This window comes from Streptomyces sp. NPDC031497 (genome assembly GCF_055580905.1).
On the sequence record NZ_JBVIKO010000029.1, the window covers coordinates 1 to 23,241 of the forward strand.

Annotated in this window: 23 protein-coding genes and 1 pseudogene; 11 read left to right on the top strand and 13 right to left on the bottom strand. The window is 71.4% G+C overall.

Features of this window, described 5'->3' with window-relative positions:
• Positions 1 to 191 precede the first annotated feature (191 nt).
• Positions 192 to 566 carry a hypothetical protein gene (locus tag ACZ5K7_RS39865; RefSeq protein ID WP_351709476.1) on the bottom strand — a complete coding sequence of 125 codons (375 nt, stop codon included), beginning with the start codon at positions 564 to 566 and terminating at the stop codon, positions 192 to 194.
• Between the two features lie 709 nt (positions 567 to 1,275).
• On the opposite strand from ACZ5K7_RS39865, the gene ACZ5K7_RS39870 reads away from it, so the two are divergent.
• Complete coding sequence (locus ACZ5K7_RS39870) at positions 1,276 to 1,620, top strand: helix-turn-helix domain-containing protein (RefSeq protein WP_059130428.1); 345 nt, start codon at positions 1,276 to 1,278, stop codon at positions 1,618 to 1,620.
• Between the two features lie 411 nt (positions 1,621 to 2,031).
• Here ACZ5K7_RS39870 and ACZ5K7_RS39875 read toward each other — a convergent pair whose 3' ends face one another.
• Complete coding sequence (locus ACZ5K7_RS39875; RefSeq protein WP_468922092.1) at positions 2,032 to 2,874, bottom strand: helix-turn-helix transcriptional regulator; 843 nt, start codon at positions 2,872 to 2,874, stop codon at positions 2,032 to 2,034.
• Positions 2,875 to 3,028: 154 nt separating this feature from the next.
• On the opposite strand from ACZ5K7_RS39875, the gene ACZ5K7_RS39880 reads away from it, so the two are divergent.
• Complete coding sequence (locus ACZ5K7_RS39880) at positions 3,029 to 3,988, top strand: NADP-dependent oxidoreductase (protein ID WP_468921887.1); 960 nt, start codon at positions 3,029 to 3,031, stop codon at positions 3,986 to 3,988.
• A gap of 10 nt (positions 3,989 to 3,998) precedes the next feature.
• Here ACZ5K7_RS39880 and ACZ5K7_RS39885 read toward each other — a convergent pair whose 3' ends face one another.
• Positions 3,999 to 4,496: a MarR family winged helix-turn-helix transcriptional regulator gene (locus ACZ5K7_RS39885; RefSeq protein ID WP_468921890.1), complete on the bottom strand. Its 498-nt coding sequence runs from the start codon at positions 4,494 to 4,496 to the stop codon at positions 3,999 to 4,001.
• Positions 4,497 to 4,616: 120 nt separating this feature from the next.
• Here ACZ5K7_RS39885 and ACZ5K7_RS39890 point away from each other — a divergent pair, with 120 nt between their 5' ends.
• A complete protein-coding gene (locus tag ACZ5K7_RS39890; RefSeq protein ID WP_468921892.1) occupies positions 4,617 to 5,582 on the top strand; it encodes a zinc-binding dehydrogenase in 966 nt (321 codons plus the stop codon).
• 329 nt (positions 5,583 to 5,911) lie between these two features.
• Here ACZ5K7_RS39890 and ACZ5K7_RS39895 read toward each other — a convergent pair.
• Positions 5,912 to 6,253, bottom strand: a pseudogene (locus tag ACZ5K7_RS39895) (TetR-like C-terminal domain-containing protein); the annotation flags it as partial.
• 40 nt (positions 6,254 to 6,293) lie between these two features.
• Positions 6,294 to 7,199: a LysR family transcriptional regulator gene (locus tag ACZ5K7_RS39900; protein WP_468921895.1), complete on the bottom strand. Its 906-nt coding sequence runs from the start codon at positions 7,197 to 7,199 to the stop codon at positions 6,294 to 6,296.
• Positions 7,200 to 7,339: 140 nt separating this feature from the next.
• Between ACZ5K7_RS39900 and ACZ5K7_RS39905 the strand changes: the two genes are divergently transcribed.
• Both ACZ5K7_RS39905 and ACZ5K7_RS39910 read left to right on the top strand, forming a co-directional pair.
• Positions 7,340 to 8,179 (top strand): 3'(2'),5'-bisphosphate nucleotidase CysQ, encoded by an 840-nt coding sequence (locus tag ACZ5K7_RS39905; protein WP_468921898.1) that lies wholly within the window; start codon positions 7,340 to 7,342, stop codon positions 8,177 to 8,179.
• Positions 8,180 to 8,241: 62 nt separating this feature from the next.
• Positions 8,242 to 8,838: an NADPH-dependent F420 reductase gene (locus ACZ5K7_RS39910; RefSeq protein WP_351709496.1), complete on the top strand. Its 597-nt coding sequence runs from the start codon at positions 8,242 to 8,244 to the stop codon at positions 8,836 to 8,838.
• A gap of 51 nt (positions 8,839 to 8,889) precedes the next feature.
• Here the strand turns inward: ACZ5K7_RS39910 and ACZ5K7_RS39915 are convergent, their stop codons facing one another.
• The 4 genes from ACZ5K7_RS39915 to ACZ5K7_RS39930 all read right to left on the bottom strand — a co-directional run bounded on the left by ACZ5K7_RS39915 (position 8,890) and on the right by ACZ5K7_RS39930 (position 11,258).
• Positions 8,890 to 9,588: a hypothetical protein gene (locus tag ACZ5K7_RS39915; protein ID WP_468921902.1), complete on the bottom strand. Its 699-nt coding sequence runs from the start codon at positions 9,586 to 9,588 to the stop codon at positions 8,890 to 8,892.
• On the bottom strand, positions 9,585 to 9,956 hold the full coding sequence (locus ACZ5K7_RS39920) for an STAS domain-containing protein (protein ID WP_351709502.1): 372 nt from the start codon (positions 9,954 to 9,956) through the stop codon (positions 9,585 to 9,587). The genes ACZ5K7_RS39915 and ACZ5K7_RS39920 overlap by 4 nt, the downstream gene beginning before the upstream one ends.
• Before the next feature lie 475 nt (positions 9,957 to 10,431).
• On the bottom strand, positions 10,432 to 10,584 hold the full coding sequence (locus ACZ5K7_RS39925) for a hypothetical protein (RefSeq protein WP_351709505.1): 153 nt from the start codon (positions 10,582 to 10,584) through the stop codon (positions 10,432 to 10,434).
• A gap of 17 nt (positions 10,585 to 10,601) precedes the next feature.
• Positions 10,602 to 11,258, bottom strand: a complete 657-nt coding sequence (locus ACZ5K7_RS39930) for a DUF5994 family protein (RefSeq protein WP_468921906.1) — start codon at positions 11,256 to 11,258, stop codon at positions 10,602 to 10,604.
• 939 nt (positions 11,259 to 12,197) lie between these two features.
• On the opposite strand from ACZ5K7_RS39930, the gene ACZ5K7_RS39935 reads away from it, so the two are divergent.
• The 6 genes from ACZ5K7_RS39935 (at position 12,198) to ACZ5K7_RS39960 (ending at position 19,195) form a co-directional block, all read left to right on the top strand.
• Positions 12,198 to 13,439, top strand: coding sequence for a PP2C family protein-serine/threonine phosphatase (locus ACZ5K7_RS39935; protein ID WP_468921909.1), 1,242 nt, complete (start codon positions 12,198 to 12,200; stop codon positions 13,437 to 13,439).
• 460 nt (positions 13,440 to 13,899) lie between these two features.
• Entirely contained in the window at positions 13,900 to 15,072 is a 1,173-nt protein-coding gene (locus ACZ5K7_RS39940; RefSeq protein WP_468921912.1) for a sensor histidine kinase, read from the top strand.
• Positions 15,069 to 15,728 (top strand): response regulator transcription factor, encoded by a 660-nt coding sequence (locus ACZ5K7_RS39945; protein WP_351709517.1) that lies wholly within the window; start codon positions 15,069 to 15,071, stop codon positions 15,726 to 15,728. The genes ACZ5K7_RS39940 and ACZ5K7_RS39945 overlap by 4 nt, the downstream gene beginning before the upstream one ends.
• 132 nt (positions 15,729 to 15,860) lie before the next feature.
• Positions 15,861 to 16,553, top strand: a complete 693-nt coding sequence (locus tag ACZ5K7_RS39950) for a GOLPH3/VPS74 family protein (protein ID WP_468921916.1) — start codon at positions 15,861 to 15,863, stop codon at positions 16,551 to 16,553.
• Between the two features lie 40 nt (positions 16,554 to 16,593).
• Positions 16,594 to 18,171: a carboxylesterase/lipase family protein gene (locus ACZ5K7_RS39955; RefSeq protein ID WP_468921919.1), complete on the top strand. Its 1,578-nt coding sequence runs from the start codon at positions 16,594 to 16,596 to the stop codon at positions 18,169 to 18,171.
• Positions 18,172 to 18,703: 532 nt separating this feature from the next.
• Positions 18,704 to 19,195, top strand: a complete 492-nt coding sequence (locus tag ACZ5K7_RS39960) for a hypothetical protein (protein ID WP_468921921.1) — start codon at positions 18,704 to 18,706, stop codon at positions 19,193 to 19,195.
• A 147-nt stretch (positions 19,196 to 19,342) separates the two neighbouring features.
• Here ACZ5K7_RS39960 and ACZ5K7_RS39965 read toward each other — a convergent pair whose 3' ends face one another.
• The 4 genes from ACZ5K7_RS39965 to ACZ5K7_RS39980 are packed head-to-tail and all read right to left on the bottom strand — an operon-like array spanning position 19,343 to position 23,163.
• Entirely contained in the window at positions 19,343 to 19,999 is a 657-nt protein-coding gene (locus ACZ5K7_RS39965) for a GTP-binding protein (protein WP_468921924.1), read from the bottom strand.
• Complete coding sequence (locus ACZ5K7_RS39970) at positions 19,980 to 20,372, bottom strand: DUF742 domain-containing protein (RefSeq protein ID WP_351709529.1); 393 nt, start codon at positions 20,370 to 20,372, stop codon at positions 19,980 to 19,982. Before ACZ5K7_RS39970 ends, ACZ5K7_RS39965 begins: the two co-directional genes overlap by 20 nt.
• Positions 20,369 to 20,839, bottom strand: coding sequence for a roadblock/LC7 domain-containing protein (locus ACZ5K7_RS39975; RefSeq protein ID WP_468921927.1), 471 nt, complete (start codon positions 20,837 to 20,839; stop codon positions 20,369 to 20,371). Before ACZ5K7_RS39975 ends, ACZ5K7_RS39970 begins: the two co-directional genes overlap by 4 nt.
• On the bottom strand, positions 20,836 to 23,163 hold the full coding sequence (locus ACZ5K7_RS39980; protein WP_468921930.1) for a sensor histidine kinase: 2,328 nt from the start codon (positions 23,161 to 23,163) through the stop codon (positions 20,836 to 20,838). The genes ACZ5K7_RS39975 and ACZ5K7_RS39980 overlap by 4 nt, the downstream gene beginning before the upstream one ends.
• Positions 23,164 to 23,241 lie beyond the last annotated feature (78 nt).

Sequence of the window (23,241 nt, forward strand, 5' to 3'; positions counted from 1 at the left end):
GAGCGCTAGACAGACTCGTGCTGGTTGGAGCACCCCCGCCCGCCCGATCCTCTCCTCTTCTTTCCCCCCCCCCCCCCCCCCCCCCCCCCCCCCCCTGTCCCCCCCCCCCCCCCCCCCCCCCCCCCCCCCCCACCGCTGTGTCCTCGTCCGCTCGGAGACTCTTGGCCGAGCAGCGGGGCGGGGACGGCGTCTCACCGGTCGAAGTAGCTGAAATCACCCACGGTCCATGCGCTGACGTCCTTGATCGCGACTCGGTACATGCCGCCCGTCTCCGGGATACCGAGGGTGCCCTGCAGGATCCGCGCGAGATGGAAGTGCAGATGCGTGGGATCTCCGCCGCGGCCGGGACGTTCCCCTCGCGGGCCGCCGGTGAAGACGTCGGAGAACGGGCCGAGACGGTCCGATTCCTTCAGGACCTCCGCCACTCGCTCCCTCCACACGGCCTCGGGAGCCAGCCGGCCGGTGATGACGGCGCCGCCGACGACCACGGTCAGCGACATCTGATTGCTTCGCTCGGACTCCACCGCGGCGGAGAGAGCGACAAGCAGTTCATCAGGGTTCGACATGAGAGCAGATCCTATTCAGCTGCCTGTCTCGGGGCTGCCCCGCCGGGGGGTGAACAAGCTTCGCGGACGGCGGGAGGGCGGTTCTTGACCGAGCGGCGAGGGGCCCCCATCCGTCGTGGCGCCGCGCGCGACGACGGATGGGGGAGGGCATCGTCGCAGGTGGCAGGATTCCTCCTCTGCCATGGGGGTGAAATCTACTCTTGCCAGAGTAGACATTGCCTCTCGGCGTGGTTATGCTTCCTGTCATAGAACGCGGTCGAACGAGACCCGGCAGAAACGAACTGGCGGGTAGCTGTACACGAAGTTCGCAGGTCAGTGCGGCTCTCGAGCCTCGAAGCCAAGGTTTCCCAGAACGGCGACGGCGCTGGGAGCCGCACTGGGCGGCTCGCATGTCGAGGAGCTGCCGCAGCAGTACCGCAGTGCCGATTCATCCAGTGGTTGGTTCAGAGAGGAACGGAGGAGCAGACACGCCATCAGGATCGCCCGGCCCGAGAAGCGCTCGGCCCGGGTACCGCAAGACCCCGGAATGGATGGTGGTCCCCGGTCAAGCAGCTGCGATCCCCCCGCTACCCCGCCCTCTGCCGGCCGGGTAGCGGAAACAGAAGGTCGGCACAGCAGTAGGGCCGACAGATGGTGTTGAATTTCCTTCGGGGCCTTGGTGCCGTACGGCACCAAGGCCCCTCGACGCGTTGCTGCACAGCGAGGTGACATGACAGCGGACAACCCTCTTAGTGATTTTCTGGACGACGACGACTACCCCGCCTACACGATGGGCCGGGCAGCCGAGATGCTCGGCACCACCCCGGGCTTCCTTCGAGCCATCGGCGAGGCTCGTCTGATCACTCCGCTCCGCTCGGAGGGTGGGCATCGCCGGTACTCCCGCTACCAACTGCGGATCGCCGCTCGCGCCCGTGAGCTCGTCGACAGGGGCACCCCGATCGAGGCCGCCTGCCGCATCGTCATCCTCGAGGACCAGCTCGAGGAGGCTCAGCGCATCAACGCCGAGTACCGTCGTGCCGCGGACGAGGCGGCCGGCAGCTCCGGTTCCAGCTGATCGCGTGGGCGCGGGCCACCCGGAGGGCCTCGTGGTGGCCACGCGAGAGTACGGGCCGGAAGTCCCGCGGTCGGGGTGACGACAGCGTCGGCTGTCGTGGGAGCGACGGGATGGAGCCGGGCCGGTTCCCGCCCGTCCGGCGCACCCAGCCCTCACCGTGCCCACCTCAAGGTCGGGCATCAGGAGGGCTGTGCACCGGTGCCGCGGTTCGGGTAGGCGAGCCCCACCGCCGCGCTGCGATCACATGGTGCAGCCGACGTTCAGATCACTGCCCCACTTGGCTGTCGTCGCTCCCGGATGGTTCTGCACTCGCGAAGCGCTCCCCGAGCCGGACACGCGGGCCGGCTGAGCCGAGAGCGGAGCGTGTTCACTGTGGCGCTCGGCCCGCGCTGGATCGGATGCCGTGGTGGGTCAGGGGGTGCCCAGCAGGTCGGCGAGCTGTTGGAGTCGCTCGGCGTCGGGGCTGCCTTCGGCGGCGGTGCAGACCATGAGTGCGGGGCCGGGGTTGCCCGGTATCGGGTAGGCGTCCCAGTCCAGGTTCAGTTCACCGGCCTGGGGGTGGTTGAGGCGCATCTGGCCGCGGGTCGGTTCCGCCACGTCGTGGAGGGCCCACAGGGCGGCGAACTCGTCGCTGCGGACGGCGAGTTCACCCACCAGTTCGACGGCACGCGGATGGCCCGGATCGGCGGCGACCTGCGTGCGCAGCATCCCGATCAGCTCCGCGACGGTGGCCGCCCGGTTCGGGCACGCCCGGTCGGCCTCGGGGTGCAGAAACAGTGCCAGCAGGTTCCGCTCCCGCTGGGGCTGCCGGGTGAACTCCCCCAGCAGGGCACCGCCGAGCGGGTTCCAGGCGAGCACGTCCAGGAAACGGCCGACGACCAGAGCGGGCGCGGTCATGCCGTGCAGCAGTCGTAGCGTGGTGTCCGGTACCTCCTCCGGCTCGTACGAACGCGACGGGCGGGCCGGGGTGCGTGCGGCGGCGGCGAGGCTGTGCAGGTGGCGGGTCTCCTCGGCGGAGAAGTCGAGGGCGCGCGCGAGGGCGTCGAGGACCTGTTCGGAGGGGCGTACGTCGCGTCCCTGCTCCATGCGCTGGTAGTAGTCCGAACTCACTCCCGCCAGCAGGGCCAGTTCCTCGCGCCGTAGGCCCGCGACGCGCCGTCTCGGGCCGGGTTCCAGACCGACGTCCTCCGGTCGCAGCCGAGTTCGACGGGTGCGCAGGAACTCCGCGAGTTCGCGTCGGGGATCGTCGCTCATGGCGTGGGAGGAGTCGGTCACCGCGTCAGTATGCCGTCGGTGCGGCCCGCGAGGGTGGGTCTGCCGGACCCAGGAAAAGGAGAACGACCGTGATGTCGCGTGCGGGGTCCAGCATCGGATCGACCACACAGCGGGCCACGGAAGGAACAGCGACATGAAGGCCGTTCAGATCACGGGTTTCGGTACGGCGGACGTCCTGCGGGTCAATGAGGTGGATCGTCCCGTTCCCGGTGCGGGTGAGGTGCTGGTGGCGGTCGAGGCGTCCAGTGTGAACGGGCACGATGTGATCGTCCGGGCGGGGGAGTTGAAGATGGTGTCGGGGCGCCGGTTCCCGATCGGTGTGGGGCTGGACTTCGCGGGCACCGTCGCCGCGACCGGCGCCGGTGCCGAGGGCTACCGGGTCGGGGACCGGGTGTGGGGCATGGTGCATCCCCGGCAGCGGCACGCCGTCGCCGGGGCGGCCGAGTACGTCGTGGTCGCCGCGGGCCGTATCGCGCATGCCCCGGCGGACCTCTCGTCGGTCGAGGCGGCCTCCCTGGTGGTCGCGGGTTCCACGGCGCTGATCGCGCTGCGCGACAGCGTGCACATCAAGGCGGGGGAGCGGGTGCTGGTCCGGGGCGCGGCCGGCGGAGTCGGCACGGCCGCCGTGCAGCTGGCGCACGCCATGGGCGGCCATGTGACCGCGCTGGCCCGCGACCGCCACGCCGAGCTCCTCACCGACCTCGGCGCCGACGAGGTCCTGGACTACGGCTCCACCACCTCGGACCGGATAGGGCCGTTCGACGTCATCGTCGACACCGTCGGCTCGGAACTGCACTGCTACCGGGGCCGGTTGGCCGAGGGCGGCCGGATGGTCACCGTGGGACTGTCCGCGTCGGCCCTGGCCGCGATCGCCGCCTCGAGCGTGCACGGTTCCCGCCGCATCCGCACCTTCAGCGCCAACCCCGAAACCCCCGTGCTGCGCGACGTGGCCGACCTCGCCACGTCAGGGGCGCTGCGCCCGGTGATCGACCGTGTCTATCCGCTTGCGGACATCGCCGCGGCGCACCAGGCGTTCGAGCGCGGCGGCGTCGTGGGCAAGCACGTGGTGACGGTGCCGCGCAGCTCGGTCTGACGGGTTCCGGTCAGCGGGGTGTGGTGCGCAGGTCGATGCCTCGGCCATGGGCGTCGGCGGTCACGATCCGGGTCGCCAACCGTGACAGCAGTCGCCGGTCGGTTTCGGGCAGTGGTGCGACAGACCTCTCGATCTGCTCGGCGAACTGGGCAGCGACCTGTTCGCCGAGATGCCGGCCGGCGTCGGTGATCGATACCTGGAACGAGCGGCGGTCGACGGTGCTGGCGGTGCGGGTGACCAGACCGCGGCGCTGTGCGCGGTCGACCAGGCCGGTGATCGAGGACTTGTCGAGGCCGAGGTGTCGGCCGAGCTGGTTCATGGTCGGCTCCCGGTCCCGCAGTATCCCGAGCATCCGGGTCTGGACGACCGACAGGTCGTGGCGCCCTGCGATCTCGGCCAGGGCGCTCTGTACCAGGAACGACAGCTGGGCCAGGGCGTCGACCAGCCCGAAATCCTCGTCCGGCGGCGACGGCGCGGGCGGGGGCGGCATGTCCTGGGGTGACGTCATACCCCGATTCTACTTGCAAAGGTACGTGGCACCTACTACTTTGATTTGCGTCACGTACTAAATTGTTCGTGGCGCCTACTAAATCCTTCGTTCCGCGTACCAAATCTGAGGAGAGCCTCCATGGACATCCACGCCGCCGTCGTCAGCTCGTTCGGCAACCCGCCCCGCTATGAGCCCTTCGACCTGCCCGCCCCGACCGACGAGGACCAGGCACTCGTCGACGTCCTCGCGGTGGGCCTGCACCCCCGCGTGCGCACCGGCGCGTCGGGCAGCCACTACACCAGCAGCGGCAAGCTGCCGATGGTGCCCGGCGTCGACGGAGTCGGCCGGCGCGCGGACGGCCGCCTGGTGTACTTCGTCGCCGACGACGAACTCGTCGGCCCGATGGCCACCCGGACCGTCATCGACAGCCGCCGCAGCATCCCGCTGCCCGACGGCGCGGACGTCGTGAAGATCGCCGCGGCGATGAACCCGGCCATGTCGTCCTGGGTGGCGCTGCGCCGCCGCGTCCCGATCGAGGCCGGCCAGTCGGTGCTGATCCTCGGCGCCACCGGCAACGCCGGCCAGATGGCCGTCCAGGTCGCCAAGCGCCTCGGTGCGGGCCGGGTCGTCGGCGCCGGCCGCGACCAGGCCCGGCTGGCGGCCCTGCCGGGAATCGGCGCGGACGCGACCGTCGCGCTCACCGACGACGCCGACGCCACCGCCGCGGCCCTGGCCGAGGAAGCCGCCGAGGTCGACCTGGTCATCGACTACCTGTGGGGCAGGCCCGCCGGCGACGCGATCATGGCACTGCTCCAGGCCCGCGCCGACCGCAGCCGCGCCCTGAACTGGATCCAGATCGGCGCCATGGCCGGCCCCACCGTCGAACTGCCCTCGGTCGCGCTGCGCTCGGCGAACTTCCGGCTCCAGGGCAACGGCCAGGGAGCCGTGTCGACGAGGACGTACCTGGAGGAACTGCCGTCCCTCGTCGACGAGATCGAGGCCGGAGGTCTCACGGTCGCCGCCAAGGCAGTACCCCTCGCCGACGTCGAAAGCGCGTGGACCGCGCCCGAGGTCCCGGGCGTGCGCACCGTCCTGGTGCCCTGACGCCGGCGAGACCGCCATGCAGTTCGTACCGGAGTTACCGAAGGAGCGTAGAACCATGTCACACACCACTGACGCCGACGCCGACGCCGACGCCGACGCCGACGCCGACGCCGACGCCGACGTGATCATCTGTGGGACCGGCGCGGCAGGGCTGACCCTGGCCGTCGACCTCGCCCGCCGGAACGTCGCCTCCGGCGGCGAATACCCCGTCCAGCGCATCTACACCGACGACGGGCCCATCGACCAGGTCGGAACGCGGTGTGCGTCGGTCTGGCGGAGCAGGACCACGGCACCGGAAATGTGGCGCTCGTCGAGGGCGGTGGCCTCTCTCACCTGGCGCGCAGGCCTCGGCCGGCGAAGGCGATCAGCCACTCGAAGCTCTCGTCGATGTCGGCGCTCCACTGGAAGCCGTTGTCCGCCTGCAACGTCGCGAAGCCGTGGCAGAGGCTGCGGAGCGTGCGCAGGGCGTGGTCCACGTCGGACTCCGGGAGCTCGTAGCCACGCAGGACCGCCATGAACGCGCCGAGCAGCCGCTGACCCGCGGTGGCGATCGGATCGTCCGGGCCGGACGGTTCCGCGCCGATCGTCGCGGCGTACCGGCCGGGGTGTTCCAGGACGAAGGCGCAGAAGGCGCGGGCCGCGGCCGCCAGGGCGTCGCGGCCCGCGTACCCCTAGACGGCACGTTGACACTGGTGCTGTCCTCTCATCGCGTCATCGCGTCATCGCGCTGGTCAGCGCGGTCCGTGCCAGATCGCGTAGCCAGATGTGTGCGGGGTCGGTGTCATAGCGCTGATGCCATGACAGGTACACCGGGGCCGGTGGCAGTTCGAGGGGGAGCGGGAGCAGGACCAGGCCGAGATCCGCGGCGGCCGAACGCGCCGTGGATTCGGGGGCTGTGACGAGGAGGTCGGAGCCTCGCACGAAGTCGAACGCGGCTCTTTCGGTGGGCGCGGTCGCCACCACACGTCGGGTGAGGTCCAGCCGCGCGAGAGCGTCGTCGAGAACGTTGCCGAGCCTTCCGCGCCGCGAGACGGTGATGTGCTCGGCCGCGGCGTACCGCGCGGCGGTGACGTCCTTGACGCGGGTGAGCGGGTGGCCCCGCCGTACGACGATGACGTACTGGATCTCGGCCACCCGGTCGGCGCGGATCTCGGGTGCGGCCGGGCGGTCCGCGTTCGCGGCGAGGTCGACCTCGCCGCGGCGCAACTCGGGTGTGTCGATGCTCGATTCCGCGATGAAGCGCAGCCGCACACCCGGCGCCTGCTCACGCACGGCAGCGAGAAGCGCGGGGCCGCTGAGGGCGACGAGCGCGTCGTGCCAGCGGAGGGTGCAGGTGCGCTCGAGCGTCGCGAGGTCGAGTTCACGGCTCGGCGCCAGCACGCCCCGGACCTGCTGGAGCAGGTCGTGCACCTGTTCCCGGACGGCGATCGCGTACGGCGTCGGGGTCATCGTGCGCCCTGTGCGCACCAGGATCTGATCCCCCGTCGTGCGGCGGATCCGGCCGAGGCTACGGCTCATCGCGGGGGCGGTGACGTGCAGGCGGTCGGCGGCGCCGGCCACGCTGCCTTCCTCCAGGAGAGCGTCCAGCGCGGCGAGCAGATTCAGATCCAATTGCATGGGAGTCATCCTAGCCGTGCTTTACATGCACTTGAAGTTAACGATGGTCGCTCCTACCTTCGAGATGCGGGCGCCGAAGAACCCGGTTCTCGCCCGGTTGGCCTCGCCTCAATCGCCCTTGCTCAGACGGGAGTACCGCCATGCCCGAGTCGATCCAGAACACCGGTAGTACCGCAGCCGCCGACTCCGCGGCCACCTCCGACGCCGACCTGCTCGCACAGACCGCGATCGCCGTACGCGCTGCGGGCTCGGCGCTGCGGGAGCGCTTCGGCGACGTGGTCCGCTACCAGAGCCGCGAAGAGCTGATGCGCGCGCTCGCCGCGAACGACGACACGGCTCTCGGCATCCTGCGCCCCCGCCTCACAGCCCTGCGCCCGGACGCCCGCTGGGTGGAGGACGAACTGGCGGGCGGTGCTCTGCCGTCCGGCGAATGGTGGGTCGTGGACCCGGCCGAAGGCAACGTCAACCACCTGCACGCCCTGCCGGAGTGGGCGGTGACCGCCACCCTTGTGCGCGAGAACCAGCCGGTGCTCACCGCGGTCCACCTGCCGTTGACCGGCGAGACCTACACCGCGCTCACCGGCGCCGGCGCCCACCTCGACGATCGGCCGCTGCACGTGTCCCGGACCACGGACCTCGGCCTGGGCATCGTGGCCACGAGCCAGGCAAGGCCGGACGAGGACGAGAAGGTCGTACGGCGCGTCGGCTCCTCGATCACCGAGATGCTCCTCGACGCGCTCGTGGTGCGGACATCCGTGCCCGCCACCCTGCACCTGCTGAACGTGGCCGCAGGCCGGATCGACGCCTTCTGGCAGTTCGCCGGGGCCCGCGCGGACCTGCTTCCCGGGGCGTTGCTCGTCGCGGAGGCCGGCGGACGGATCTCCGACGCCGAGGGCCGCCCCTGGACCCCGGAGAGCGAGAGCTTCCTGGCGGCGGCAACCGGCGTGCACGCCGATGCGGTCGCCACGCTCTCCCGCTGACCCCTCACCACTCACCCTTGACCACTCGCGAGAAACAGAAAGACCAGGAGGACCGGTTCAGCATGAGCGACATCACCGTTCTCGGCGGCGGCCGCGTCGGCGGCGGTCTGGCCACCGCCCTCACCCGGGCCGGGCACGAGGTGACCGTGGCGGACCGCTCGCCGGGCGCCGCCGCCGATGCCGTCCGCACGGCACAGATCGTCATCAACGCCACGCCGGGCGCGGGCTCTTTGGAGCGGCTCGTCGCACTGCGCACGGAGCTGCGGGGCAAGATCCTCGTGGACGTCTCCAACGCCACCGTCGACGGACCGGACGGACTGCCCGCCGACCTGCTCTACCCCGGCTCAAGCCTCGCGGAGCAACTCCAGGAGGCGCTCCCCGAGACGCGCGTCGTCAAGACGCTCAACACGATGCTTCACTCGGTGATGACGGCGCCCGCCACGCTCACCCAGACGCCAACCGCGTTCCTCTCCGGCAAGGACCCGGAGGCCAAGCAGATCGTCCGCGGGCTTCTCGTGGACCTGGGCTGGCACCAGGAGTGGATCACGGACCTGGGCGGGATCGAGACCGCGCGGGCTGCCGAGGCCGCGATCCTGTTCGTACCGCACGTGATCCGGTCCAGCGGATTCGCCCCCTTCGCGATCTCGATCGCCCGCTGATCCGCACACGGACAGCAGGGGCTTGTTCGGCGGACGTGATCAGCGTCGGCTTCAGTCGGGCCGTTGGGTGCGGTTTTCGTGAGCCAGCCCGTCCGGGTGGGCCGCCGCACGCGGCCCGAGCCCGAAGGGAAGCACCAGGGCCCGGAGCACCACGGCGTCCGACGGCCGGAGAGGCCGGAGACCGGAACGGTCCGGCGGTCGACGGACCGCCCCGATGTCCTGCCAGCCCCACGACAGGAAGGCGTCGCAGGCCGCAGAGTCGGCCTGATCCACCAACGTCGCCCCGAGCGAGGCGTGATGGTCGGCGAGCAGACGTTTCTGGAGGCGGCGGGCGAGGCCCGGGGCATCCGTGTGAGGGTGCACCAGGGTCTCGGTGATCGCGAAGACGTGTCCGGACGCGGTGAGTTGTTCGACGCTCCGTGGCAGGGGCCCGTCGAACCCCCGCCACCACGTCCCCTCGCGCCGTAGCGGGAATCCGTAGGCACACGCGGCGAAGGCCGTGTTCTCCGCGACCAGCACGGCGAAGCCGGGCTGCCTGATGGCGCCGGTCAGCCGCCGTAGAAACGCCTCCCGGTCCCGGTACTCCTCGCCGGGCCGCGCCCGGGAGGACTCCACGTACAGATCGGCCAGGTCCTCCTTGAGGGTCTCGGCCTGCCAGCGGTTCAGCCGGCGCAGGCGTAGCGCGTCGATGGCGCGCGGTGTGTCTCCGTCGCCTTGTGGCGGCCGATCCCGCCGGGGCGTGGCCGTCACAGCGCACCGCCCGCGGTGACCGGAATCCGGCGCGATCGTGCGCGACCGGTGAGTACCGGGTGAAGCAGGAATCCGGAGCCGGTGATCTCGATGACACGGGCCACGGCCTGCGACGGGTAGCGCAGTCGCAGGGTCATACCGGCGTCCGTGACCAGCCGGAATGCCGTGAGGAAGGCGTTGAGTCCGCTGGCGTCGCAGAAGGTGACCGCCGTGAGGTCGACGTCGATGCTGCGGATGCCGTCGCTCAGGCACTCGGCCAGCGCCTCGCTCACCTGCGGTGCCGTGGCGAGGTCGATCTCTCCCGCGAGGGTGATCAGAGCGCGGGTGTCGCGGTCGTGCCGGTGGACGTTCAGTTGTGGGAGGGGCATGGATCCTCTGTTCGGACGTATGGGGTGCGGGTGCGGGTGGTCGTGCGCGGTGAGGGACGGAAGGAACTCCCGATGCGGCGAACCGGGTTGATGAACCGGTCCTGATATCGGCCTCCGGCGACGGACCGCGCTGTGCGATCGGATGGGCTGAGGGCCGGGAGTGCCGGCCGGTACACGCGTCCGGCCGACGGGGGTGACGCCGGTGGTGGTGAGGATCCGCCTGGCCGAGGCGCCGCTTTCGTCCCGCGGGGCCATGGCCATCGCGGCGTGAGCGGCGGAGGACCCGTCTGCGAAGGGATCACCAGGAACAGGAAGTGGTCCTGGCCGCACTCTCGAGGTGGCGTGACCGTGGCCACCACGCGCCGTCAACGTCCCTGTGCGCTTGGGCGTTGTCCCCATCCGCAGGACCCGCGGTGCCGGGGAGTACCGGCTCCCCCTGGTGTCCGCCAGAGGCCTCAGGGGGAAACACGGGGATTCACTCCACTCGCCTCCGGGTGCGGCGTCCTCGCAGGGTCGCCCGGGAGTGGCTGTGGTGGAAGGCGGCGATGCCGTCGCTGTGCCGCCGGTCGAGCAGGTGGATGAGGAGCACGCCCAGCGCGATCACCGCCATGACGACGGCAAGGGTCATGAAGGTGTCCGCGGTCCTCACGTCCCCGACGGCCGAATGGAGGCCGCGGCAGGTGCGGCGGACCGGTCTCTGCCCGTGGCCATGACTGCCGGGATCCGAGGTCGAGGCAGTGCGGCCGGATCACGGGCCCCGTGTCCGCCCTCGGAGTCCCAGGCCGCCTCCACGGCCCGGTCGGTCTCGGACACCGTCCGCAGACGCGCCGCCTCCTCCATCAACCGGCTCGCGGTCGACGTACCCAGCGGGTCGCTCGCGGCGGCCATCAGCCAGGTGGCCGAGACCTGATCCGTCTGCGGCGGTATCACCAGCAGGTTCCACCGGCCCACGCGGTAGGAGAGCAGCAGCAGTTCGTGCGGGTCCTGCTCGGCCAGGAACCAGCCGACCTTGACCACATGCCCGGCGACGGGCACCTTGCGTGGAACGACCGGCCAGTGGGTGGGATTCACCGTGACCCGGGTGATCCGCCCCCACAGCGGATCCAGCACGGCGGTCAGGGCGGGGAGTTCCGCTCCGAGATCACGGGAGCGGGGCCACCATGCGCCGTCCAGGAGAGCCGGCATGGCGCCGGCGGGAGCCAGCGACAGGCGGAGCGGGGACGACGAGGGAGCGGACGACGGAGGAGCGGACGGCGACAGCCGGTCTTCGAGTGTCGGCGAGAAGGAAATGGTCGCAGTCATGACGCGAACCCTGCCCCGGGCCGACCGCGACCGGCCCGGCCTATTCGATCGCCGAAAACGACACGAGCGTGGTAGCCGGTGCGCGAAATATCCTCGGTAATTCCAGGCTACTCCTCTGACAGGCCGAACGGACCGTCGCGTCGGCGGAGGAACCGCCCCCTGCGCTCCTCCTGCGGACGGGCTGCCTTGGACGGGCCCAGTCCCCAGACGCTGTCCGGCGACCGCGACTGATCACCAGACGGAGACAGACGACGGCCGTTGACGAGGGCGACGTCCTCGCACGGTGGCTCCAGGCGGCGTACCGCTTGGAAAGGGACCTGGTCATACGTCCCACTCCCAGCGCCTCCCGAGCGGAGCATGAAACCCCTGATGCCCGAAATGCGTATCAGGCATAGGGTGAAAGCGGGTCGGCACACTCTCACGTGCGACCGGCCTGGAAGGGCGACCCCGGTGTGTATACGCCGGGGTCGTTGGAGGACGGCCGACGCGCCGTCGGAAGCGGACTGTGGCCACCGTCGGCCCGGTTCGATCAGACCGGTGTTCCGGGCCGGCCCCGCTCACCGGAGTGCCCATGTCCCCTTCGCCCCGGCGTTCTGTGGCGACGGGTAGTTGGCCGACATGCCGCCCATGGCGTAATCGGCTAGTCGGACCGGTCGGCGATGCAAACCTGGGCCGGTCGACAGCGTCGTGCCACGCTGATCGCCGCTGACTGCCGGATGGATCCGAGAGGGCGGGGTGCGTGTTGCGTCGGGGCGCCGTGAGTCGGGACAGGTGGTCGGGCGTTGCAGGCGCCGGCGCCGTTCCGGCCGTCACCGCCCCGCACCGGCTGCGGTTCGACGAGGCCGGGGCACCGGGCCGCCTTGCGAACACTGCGTGGACACGCCGCCCCGTGGGTTCCCCAGGGAGATCGCGCCCCGGAGGGAAGGGAAGCAAGCAGCGATGACGGACGGTGGGCACAACCCGGGCAGGATCGGGGTGGACCGGTCGGAGGGGTTCGGCGAACGTCTGCTGGGTGTGCTGCTGGACCGGGCCCATGAGATGCCGCCGGAGTTGATCGCCCCCCTCGTCGCGGAAGAGGTGGCCAGGGTCGGGGGGCGGGAGGTCTCCATTCTCCTGCAGGACTACGAACAGGTGATGCTGGTGCCGCTGCCGGGCCGGAGGCTGAGGGTCGGCGGCCCCGAGACGGTCGAGGACTCGCCCGCCGGCGAGGCGTTCCTGAGCCGCAGAACGGTGGAGGTGTCACAGGACGGCAGTGTGCGGATGTATCTGCCGCTGCTGGACGGCAGCGACCAGATCGGGGTGATGGCCGTCACCCTGGACAGGGCCGATGACGACGACCGGCGACTGCTCCGCAGACTCGCGGGTCTGGTCGCGGACATGATCGTCACCAAGGACGCCTACACCGACCTGTTCTTCCAGGCCCGCCGGAGCGCCCCGATGAGCGTGGCCGCGGAGATCCAGTGGTCGTTGCTTCCCCCACTGTCGATGACCGTTCCCCAGGTGGAGGTGGCCGGAATCCTGGAGCCCGCCTACGACGTGGCCGGAGACAGCTTCGACTACGCCCTCAATGGCAGCCTCCTGCACGTGGCCATGATCGACGCGATGGGCCACGGGCTGGATGCCGCGACGATGGCGACGGTGGCCATCGGCGCCTACCGCCACACGCGACGGGCCGACACGGATCTGTCCCAGGTGTACGCGTTCATGGACAGGGCCATCGACGCCCAGTTCGGCCCCGACCACTTCGTGACCGCGCAGATGATGGTTCTGGACATCGCCACAGGCCGGCTGCGTTGGGTCAACGCGGGCCACCCGGCTCCCTTCCTGATCCGGGACCGCGCGGTGGTGGACCGGCTGGACAGCCCGACCACGTTGCCGGTCGGCTTCGGCGGCCAGGAGCCGGTGGTCAGCGAGCGGATACTGCACCCCGGGGACCGGCTGCTGTGCTTCACCGACGGCCTGATCGAGGAGCACAAGACTGGCGGGGAACAGTTCGGTGAGGAGCAGCTCGTCGAGTGGACCAACCGGATCCTCCGCGAACGCACCGAGGTACGGGCGGTGGTGCGTGCCCTCTCCCACGCCCTGAAACAGGAACGTGGCGGCACCACGAGCGACGACGCGACCATCTTCCTCATCGAATGGCGAGGCGGCGACGCCGACCATCTCGCCGCCCTCGACTGAGCCCGCGACGAAGGCGCGCCGCGCGCAGGTGGGTGCTGCGGTTCCACGCCTCGCCGGAGCGAAACGGCTGCACGCGCCCGCGCACGCCCGACCGGTGGAGCGCTGCACCGCCGGCTTGGGAGAGTGCTCCCGCGTGGCGCCGGGCGATGCCGGTTTCGCCTCCTGGAGGGACAGCGCCCACGACCATCGTCCAGCGGACCGAGACCCGCGCCGACCCGGACGGCCGCCGGGCCCTGCTCGCCGCCCTGGCCGCGCACCGGGTCCCGGTGGCCCGCACACCCTCTTGCCCACCCTCCCGAACCAGCCCGGCGTCGACCACGACGCACGGCTCCTCCGGACGATCGCCGATCACGTGGCCCGGCACCTGCGGTAGGGGAGCCGGCGGACTCTGCCGGGTCCGGGCCCGGGCCCGTGAACCGAGTGGCGAACTGCTTCCGGCCGCCGTCGCTACGGTGGGTACGTGAGTCGGGATCCGGGACGGCGTCTGCTGTGGTGTGCGTCGGGTGGGCTGGTGGTGAGTGCGCTCGGCTCGGCGCCGGCCGTGGTGGGGGCCGGTTCGGGCTGGCGTCTCGGGGTGGCGTCGGGCCTGGTCGTGGTCCAGGTCTGTGCGTTGTGGCGGGTCGTGCGCAGTCCGGCTGCCGTGCTCGGCCTGACGATGACGACGGGTCTCGCGGTGTGGGCGCTGTTTCCCGCGGTGAGTCTGACCGGCGCGTTGCTCGCCGCGCAGGTCGCGCTGTGCGCGCTGGCGGCGACGCGGCCCAGGCGGATCTCCCTGTGGGGCGTGACGGTGATGTGCGCACCCGCGCCACTGGCGCTCCTGGCCGGCGGCCGGCTCGGTCTGCCGCTCTATCTGCTGGCCGTGGCTCTGGCCTGGACCACCGGGGAGCTGTACCAGACGCGGCGGGCCAGGGCGGCGGCCGAGACGCGGCGGGCGGTGGCGGAGGAGCGTGCCCGCATCGCGCGCGAAGTGCACGACGTGGTCGCGCACACCGTGTCCGTGATGGTGATTCAGGCGAGCGCCGCCGAGGACGGCTTCGCGGCCCGTCCCGAACAGGCCCGGCAGGCGCTGCGGGACATCGACGCCGTGGGACGCTCGGCCCTGACCGAACTGCGGTGGCTGCTGCGGGCGTTCCGGGACGACGAACAAGACGAACGAGTCGCACAGGAGGACGGGGCCGACCAGGGGCAGGTGGGGCTGGCCCGGTTGGACGAGTTGGTGGGCGCGGCGCGCGCGGCCGGGCTGTCGGTCGTCGTACGGCGGGATGGCCCCGAGGATGTTCCCGCCGGTGGCGCGTCCCCGGCCGTGCCGCCGACGGCTGTGGACCTCACGGCCTACCGGATCATCCAGGAGGCGCTCACCAACACCCTGCGCCATGCCGCCGACGCCGACGAGGTGCGGGTGTCGGTACGCCTCGGTGCGGCGGCGGTGGACATCGAGGTGGTCGACAACGGCCGGCCGCGGGCGCGGCCCGCCGTGGTGGCGGGTTCGGGGCACGGTCTCACCGGGATGCGGGAACGCGCGGCGCTGCTCGGCGGCAGCTTCCGGGCCGGTCCGCTCGACGGCGGCGGATGGAGCGTGCGCGCGACACTGCCCACAGAGGGCGCGAGCCCGCCGAAGGAGGGCTCGTCGTGACGATCCGTGTCGTGGTGGCCGACGACCAGGCCCTGGTCCGTACGGGGTTCCGCATGATCATCGATGCCCGGGACGACCTCGAGGTCGTCGGCGAGGCGTCCGACGGAGACCAGGCGGTACGGCTGGTGCGCCGGACGCGGCCCGACGTGGTGCTGATGGACGTACGGATGCCGGTCCTGGACGGCATCGAGGCGACCCGGCAGATCGTGGCCGACGGCGGTACGGCCCGGGTCCTGGTGCTGACCACGTGGGATCTCGACGAACACGTCCTGGCGGCGCTGCGGGCGGGAGCCTGCGGGTTCCTGCTCAAGGACATCCGGCCCACCGACCTGGTCGACGCCATCCGGGGCACGGCACGCGGCGACCTGCCGCTGGCACCGAGCGTCACCCGCCGCATGCTGGACAAGCTGCTGCGCACCGCGCCCCGCGTACGCCCCCCGGAGGGTCTGGAGAGTCTGTCGCAGCGGGAGACCGAAGTGCTCACGCTGGTCGGGCAGGCGTTGTCCAACGCCGAGATCGCCCGGGAACTGGCCCTGTCGGAGGCCACCGTCAAGAACCACGTCTCCGCGGTCCTGCGCAAGCTGGGGCTGAGGGACCGGGTCCAGGCCGTGGTCGCGGCCTACGACTGCGGACTCGTCCGGCCGCGTCGCCCCTGAGCCCGGCCGGCTCCTCACCCCGGTGGGGTCATCCCTGAGGAGGAGCCGGCCGGGCACTCCCCCTTCACGCCTATCGCGAGTCCGTTCTCGGGGCCGATCAGCGACGGCCGCGGCGGCCCTAGCGTCGATGGTGTGACCGACACACTTCCCTACCGCATGTACCTCCTCGCCTACGACGACTCCGCCCGAGGCCCCTTCGACCGCCGCAGGACAGGGTTCCTGGTGCGGACCGCCGTCCTCGTCGAGCTCGCGTCGCGCGGAAGTCTGGAGGAGACCGGCGACCACGTCGTCCGGGTGACCGCATCGGGGCCGCCGACCGGGGACCCGGTACTGGACGAGGTCATGCAAGAGGCCGCCGGCTCCTCACGTGGCTGGAAGCACCTGGTCCGGCGGCACCGCTCGCGGACGCTGAAGGCTGTCGAGGACCGGCTCGCGGCGCGCGGACTCCTCACGGTGGACGAGCGCGGGGGGAGCAGGGGCCGGTTCTCCACCCGGTTCTCCACCCGGTTCTCCACCCGGTTCTCCGCCCGGCGCCTCACGGTGTCGGACCCGGCGGCCGTCAAGGCGCTCACCGACCACGTCTCGGCCGTCCTGCACGGCACCGGCCCGGCCGCCGACGTCACCGTCGCCGACGCCGCTCTGGTGGCGCTGTGCGCGGCGGGCGGCGTCCCCTCGGTCGTCACGCGCCGCGACATCCGTGTCCACCGGGCCCGCGTCGACGCCCTCACCGGCCGCCTCGGCTCGCTCGCGCCCGGTCTGGAGAAGGCCGTCCGCGGACTTCGTACGACCATGGTCGCCGCGCAGGGAGGCATGGGCGGCGGCTGAACCACCACCGGAACAGGACCGCACCGCACTGGGGGAGACAATGAAGGTACGACGACTGACCGCGGCCTTGGCATGCCTGGCCGCGGCCTGGACCGCCGCCTGGACCGTCGTCCCGGCGCAGGCCACGGAGACGGTGCTCCGACCCGCCCCTGTCGTGGAGACTCACGAAGGCGCCCTGCGCGGCAGCGCCGAGGACGGTTACCGCACCTTCGAGGGCATCCCCTACGCGGCTGCCCCGGTCGGTGCTCTGCGCTGGGCCCTGCCCCGGCCCGCGTCCCCGTGGACGGGCGTACGGGACGCGACCCGGCCCGGCAGCGCGTGCCCGCAGCAGGCCGGCGAGGTGCCCGACGGCAGCACGGACGAGGACTGCCTCCGTCTGAACGTGACCGCGCCCGCCGACACTTCGCCCCGGTCGCCGAAGCCCGTGATCGTCTGGCTGCACGGAGGCGGGTTCACCACCGGTGCGGGCAGTTCCTACGACGCCCACCGGATGGCGGTGCGCGGAGACGTCGTGGTGGTCACCGTCAACTACCGCCTGGGCGCCCTGGGTTTCCTCGGACACAGCGGACTGCCCGGCTCCGGAACCTTCGGACTCGCCGACCAGCAGGCGGCGTTGCGCTGGGTGCGGGCGAACATCGGCGCCTTCGGCGGTGACGCCCGCAACGTCACCCTGGCCGGTGAGTCGGCCGGCGGCTTCAGCGTCTGCGCCCAGCTCGCCTCGCCCTCCGCCGCGGGCCTGTTCGACCGCGCGATCATCCAGAGCGGGCCCTGCACCGGCCGGCCGGAGCGTCCCTTCGCGCCTTCCGCGGCCCCGCTGCCCACCGTGCGGGCGGCCGGGGCACGGTTCGCGGCCGAGGTGGGCTGCAGGACCGCCCACGACACACTGGCCTGCCTGCGGCACGTGAGCGTCTCCCGGCTGCTCGCCGCGCAGGACGTCGATCAACAGCCCGCCTACGGAACACCGCTCCTGCCGTACGACCCCGGCACGGCCCTCGCGCAGGGACGTTTCCACCGCGTACCGGTGCTGATCGGCAACAACCACGACGAGGGCAACGGCTGGGCCGCCGGGATCATCCAGGCCGGCCATCCCGTCACCCCGAAGACCTGGCCCGACACCGTGGCCGCGTTCTTCCCCGACCCGGCTCGGGCGGCGGCGGTCGTCCGCGCCTACCCGGTCACCGGACCGGACGGCGGCCCCGTGTTCGGAGCGGTCATCGGCGACAGCAACTTCGCCTGCCCCACCCTGCGCACCGCCGCCCTGCTTGACGCCCAAGTCCCCGTATGGCGCTACGAGTTCGCGGACGAGCACGCCCCTGCGCTGACCCCGGGCACCCCGCCGTTCCCGCTCGGCGCACCGCACGCGAGCGAACTCCCGTACCTGTTCGACCTGGGAGGCCGTCCCCGGACCATGACCCCGGCCCAGCACCGCCTGGCCGACTTGATGATCGACTACTGGTCCCGCTTCGCGCGAACAGGCGACCCGGACCACGTGTCCTCGCCCGAGGCGGACCCGCGGCCCTGGCAGCCCGGCGCGGTGCAGTCCCTGGCCCCCGACCACACCGGCCCGGCGCACACCGCGGCCCACCACCACTGCGCCTTCTGGAACGCCCAGCCGTGACGGGCGGCGCAGCCCGGGCGCCGGCTTCGGCGACACGGTGGCCGGTGCTACCAGCAGCCCTCGACCGTCGCGGCCAGGCCGTCCAGGCCCTGGGTGGCGGTGGGCGCTGTGCCGTTCTCGACGAACGCGAAGCCCTTCCAGCGGCCGTCCACGCCCTTGGCGACCCCGGCCAGGGCGGAGACATCGCTCGCGGAAGCACATGCCTACCCGCAGGGTTGTCTCCTTCGTCCTTGCCGGCCACGGTCCCGGGTCCGTCCCGTACGGCGACCATGTGACCAGGGGTGCAAGACCGCCCCTGGCGCGTTTCGTCTCGGTTCTGTGACTAGGAACAGGTCGTGATCGGGGCTCGGGCCGCTGTCGTCGGGCAGGGCCGTAATCGGCGACGGAGCAGCAGCCGTCGGCCAAAGGCCCATCTCGGTCGGCGACTTCGAGCGACCGGCTGAGGTGACTCGCCGGCACCCAGCAGAACGGCATCCAGCAGAACGGCACCCGCGGCACCGCGTCCACGACGACCGGCCCGTACCGCACCACGATGTCCACCGGCGACCACGTCGCCGCGGTGCGTGCCGCCGAACAAACCTGTGAGAACCGACCGTGGCTCTCTGCCATTCTGCCTGCCATGTCCGCGCGAAATCGAAGACTGCCCCGGCACCGCGCCTGGCCACTGACCACCACCGACATCAACGAGTGTCTCGGCCCTTGCATGACCCGCGTCACGGCCCTGGAGTTCCTTACCGGGCATGACAGCGGGACCATCGTCCTGGGGGCGGAGTGGGTTGCTCCGAACCCCCGCAACTACGGCCGCGGCATCCACCCGGACATGGTCGGCTTCCGCATAGACGTCCATCCCGTCGATGCCACTGAACGTGCCGCCACCCGCGCCGTTCTACGAGCGCATGCCCTCCCGCAACTCCACGAATGGATCACGCAGGCGATCGCCGCCGACGAGACCTGGCAACTGACACCGCACCGCCACTACTGGCGGCTCACCAACGGTCACCTCACCCACCGCGACGAGGAGTGATCCGAGTCCGGCGGCCCCCTCACGCCGCGGTGCGGCCACGGTCGACCGGGTGCCGCCCTACGGCGGCTACGCGACGACCCGCTCCGGCATCCGACCGACCCCAGCGGCCGCCGCGTCCGCGGGGAAGGAGAGGGCGAACCGTGAGCGTCACATGGTGCTGACCGTGCCCGGCAGTGCGGCGGCCGGGTTGGCCGGGAGTGGGGCCGGGCCGGTCATCAGGAGCTCGATCAGGGCCAGCAGCAGGTCGCGGCTTGCCAGGCGCTGCCTGAGGTCGCCCATGACGATGGGGGTGTGCGGGTCGAGGTCGAGTGCCTCGCGGACCTCGGGTTCGGTGCGGTCCTGGCGTCCGTCGAAGCAGTTGACGCCCACGACGAACGGGATGCCACGGCTCTCGAAGAAGTCGATCGACGCGAAACTGCTCTTCAGCCGCCGGGTGTCGACGAGGACGACGGCACCGAGCGCCCCGTGCACCAGGTCGTTCCACATGAACCAGAAGCGTTCCTGGCCGGGGGTGCCGAAGAGGTACAGCACGAGCTGGGAGTTCACGGTGATCCGGCCGAAGTCCAGGGCCACCGTCGTGGTGGCCTTCTGGTCCACCCCGTCGATGTCGTCCACGTCGACGCCCGCGACCGTCAGATGCTCCTCGGTGTTCAGGGGCACGACCTCGCTCACGGCACCGACCATGGTGGTCTTGCCCACGCCGAATCCGCCCGCGATGAGTATCTTCACCGCCGCCGGAGCCTGGGCCGCGGTGGAGCGCGTCGCGTCTGTCCCGACCTGGTCGTCAGAGTCTGAGTAGGCCATCTTTCACCGCCTGCAGAAGTGTCATGTCCAGTGCCTGGCCGTCCGTGACGGCCAGCGGTGCGCGGGCCGTCACCCTGCCGAGCGTGATCAGGTCGGAGACAAGGATCTTCGTCACCGCCACGGGCAGGTTCAGCCCGGCGGCGACCTCGGCGAGCGCCACCGGGGTGTGGCACTGCTGGAGGATCAGCCGGTGTTCGGGTTGCAGGCCTCGGTTCGAGGGCTCCTCACCGGGCGTGACGACGGTCGCGATCACGGTGATGAGGGTGAGGTCGCTCCGGGCCGAGGTCGTGCGCCCCTGGGTGATCGTGTACGGCCTGACGAAGCTCTGTTCGGCGTCCTCGTCGTCCGGTGCCGCGTCCGCCCAGTGGCTCACCCACGTCCTCCCCCACTCTCGGCGTCGCCGGAGCGGCGGGACGCCGGTCCCTCGGCATCGTCCGGCGCCACACGGACCTCGGTGCCCAGGCGCTGCCCGACCTGCTGTACGAGGGTGTGCATCGCCACCGACATCACCTCGGCGTCCACCTCCTGGTCCGCCACGACCGCCAGGTGCGTGCCCCGGCCGGCGGAGCTGACGAAGAGCCAGAGGTCACGGAGTTCGATGATGACCTGATGGACCGGGCCGCCGCCGAAGACCTCACCGACTCCGCGGGCCAGGCTCTGCTGGCCGGTGGCGATGGCGGCCAGGCGTTCCGCGTCGACCCGGTCGATACTGCTGGACTGGCTGACCACCAGGCCGTCGTCGGACAGCACGATGGCGTTCCTGGTGCCCGGAACCTGGTCGACCAAGCGGTCGAGCAGCCAGTCGAGGTCGGAGTTGGTGGCAGTGGTTCGCAGAGTCATCGTCCGTCTTCCTTGCGGGCCCCGTCGTGGCGCGGTGAGGGTTGGGTGGGCTGTTGATCGGAGTCGGGCCCGAGCCGGGCTATCCGGGACTGGCGCTGGAAGGCGCCGACCGTGGCGCCGGAGCGGCGCGGCGAGATCCGGCGCGGCAAAGGCTCCGTCTCCGTATCCGAGGTCTCGGCGAGCGGCGTCTCAGCGTACACACAGGAAGGATCGCGGAGTTCTGCGGCCAGACTGGCCTGCCGTACCCGGCGGGGCAGCGGGTCCGAACTCGCCGTCGGGGGCGTGGCGGTGGCGCGGGCCGGCGCGTCGGTCCTGGGGCTGGTGACCGTGCGCGTGGACGCCTCCTGGCCGCCGGGCTGCGGCTGCGGGGGGAGGTGCGGCTGAGGCTGCTGCTCCGGCCGTGAACCCCCGGCATCGCCGTCCTGCGCGGAGCGGGGCGCGCCGACGCTCGCGAGTTGCGCCGGGACGGCGCCGTCCGACGGCTCCGTGCGCGGCCTTCCGTCGGAGATCAGCTCTGCCGGCACCAGGACGACCACCCGGGTGCCTCCGAACGACGAGGGCCGCAGCTCCACCTTCAGCCCCAGGTTGGCGGAGAGCCGGGCCACGACGTACAGGCCGAGGCGGGCGTCGTCGGCGCGGGACATCACGTCCATCCGGGGCGGGTCGGCCATCAGGCGGTTGGCCTCGGCGTACTGCTCGGGGTCCATGCCCATGCCGCGGTCCTCGATCTCGACCGCGACCCCGCGGCCCACCCGGGACGCGGACACCTCCACCGGAGTCGGCGGCTTGGAGAACGACACCGCGTTCTCCATGAGTTCGGCCAGTACGTGCACCATGGGACCGACCGCGCGCTCGGACAGCCAGATCTCGTCCTCGGTGTCGATCCGGATGCGCCGGTAGTCCTGCACCTCGCCCTGCGCGGAGCGCAGCAGGTCCAGCAGCAGCACGGGATTGCGCCAGCGCCGCTGGGGCTGACCGCCACCGAGGATGACCAGGTTCTCCTCGTACCGCCGCAGCCGGGCGGCCAGGTGGTCGACGTCGAAGAGCCCCTCCAGGACCTCGGGGTCCTCGTGCTGCCGCTGCATCGTGGAGAGACGTTTCATCTGCATGCCGATCAGCAACTGGGTGCGCCTGGCGATGCGTTGCAGCAGACGCTCGAAGCCCCGGTACTGCTCGACCTGCCGCACGGCGGTCTCCAGGGCACTGCTGCGGGCCTGGTTGAGCGCCTGGCCGAGCATGCCCAGTTCGTCGTTGCCGTAACGGATCTCGGGCAGTTCGGCGTCCGTGTCGACCGTCTCGCCCTGCCGCAGCCGCTCCACCATGTCGGGCAGCCGGGTCTGCAGCTCCAGCGCCGCGGAGCGGAGCCCGAGGATGCGGCGGCGCAGGACTCCGGTGAGCCGCAGCGAGACCAGGAACACCAGCAGGACGGCCGCGGCGCCCACGGTGCTGTCGACGACCAGGTCGGTCATCATGTCGCCGAGTTTGTCGTGGGTGGCGTCGACGAGGTACTCGGAGTAGGCGCCACTGGCCTGCAGCAACTGGGGGGTCAGCGCGCCGTAGCTCCGCTGCCACTCCTTGCCGAGCTGTGCGGACACCGGGGTCCCGCCGTCCGCCCCGGGACTCTCCGCGTTCAGGGCCTTCTGCTCGATCCCGGTCTTCTGCTTCCAGGCCGCACCGGACAGCACACGCTGGTACGTCGTGGCGTACGTGCCGGGCAGCCGCGGTACGACCTTGTCCTCGTAAATGTGCTGCTGGCTGCCGATCACCTCGGCGAGCTGGAAGCGCTGCGCACTGGTGAGGTGACCGCTCGCCGCTCCGGCGGTGAAGATCGCGTTCTCGCGCGAGAGCATCTCCTGACCCCACTGGGCGTCGAGGACCGGCCTGGTGAGGACGTTGACCTCGCCGATGCCGACGTTGGTGAACTCCTCGAACACCTGCATGTCCGAGGCGATGACACCGGTGTAGCTGTCGAGCATCTGCTCCTGGGTGGCGTCCCGCTTGTCCACCGCGTTGCGGTACTCGGGCAGTCGCTCCAGACCCCGGCCGAGCCGCTGGAAACTCTTGGTGAGACCGGACGGCACGGAGCCGGACAGCGCTTCGAGGCTCTGGACGGACCGGTCGGTGAGCTTGCGCTGCTTCGCCAACGTCGACGGATCGGCGTCGGGGTCGGCGAGTGCCGCCGCGCTCAGCTGCCGCTCCGCCTGCAACTGGTAGAAGACGGTGGCGATCGGCTGCCCGAGCTGCTTGCCCGCGTTGTTGCGGTCGTTGATGCTCTTCCAGTTGCCGTAGAGCTGCGCCGAGTTCGTCGCCCACAGGGCGATCATGGCGATGGTGGGAACCAGGGCCAGGATGAGCAGAGTCGTACGCAGCGAAAGCCCGCGCTCCGAAACCGTCTCCTGGTC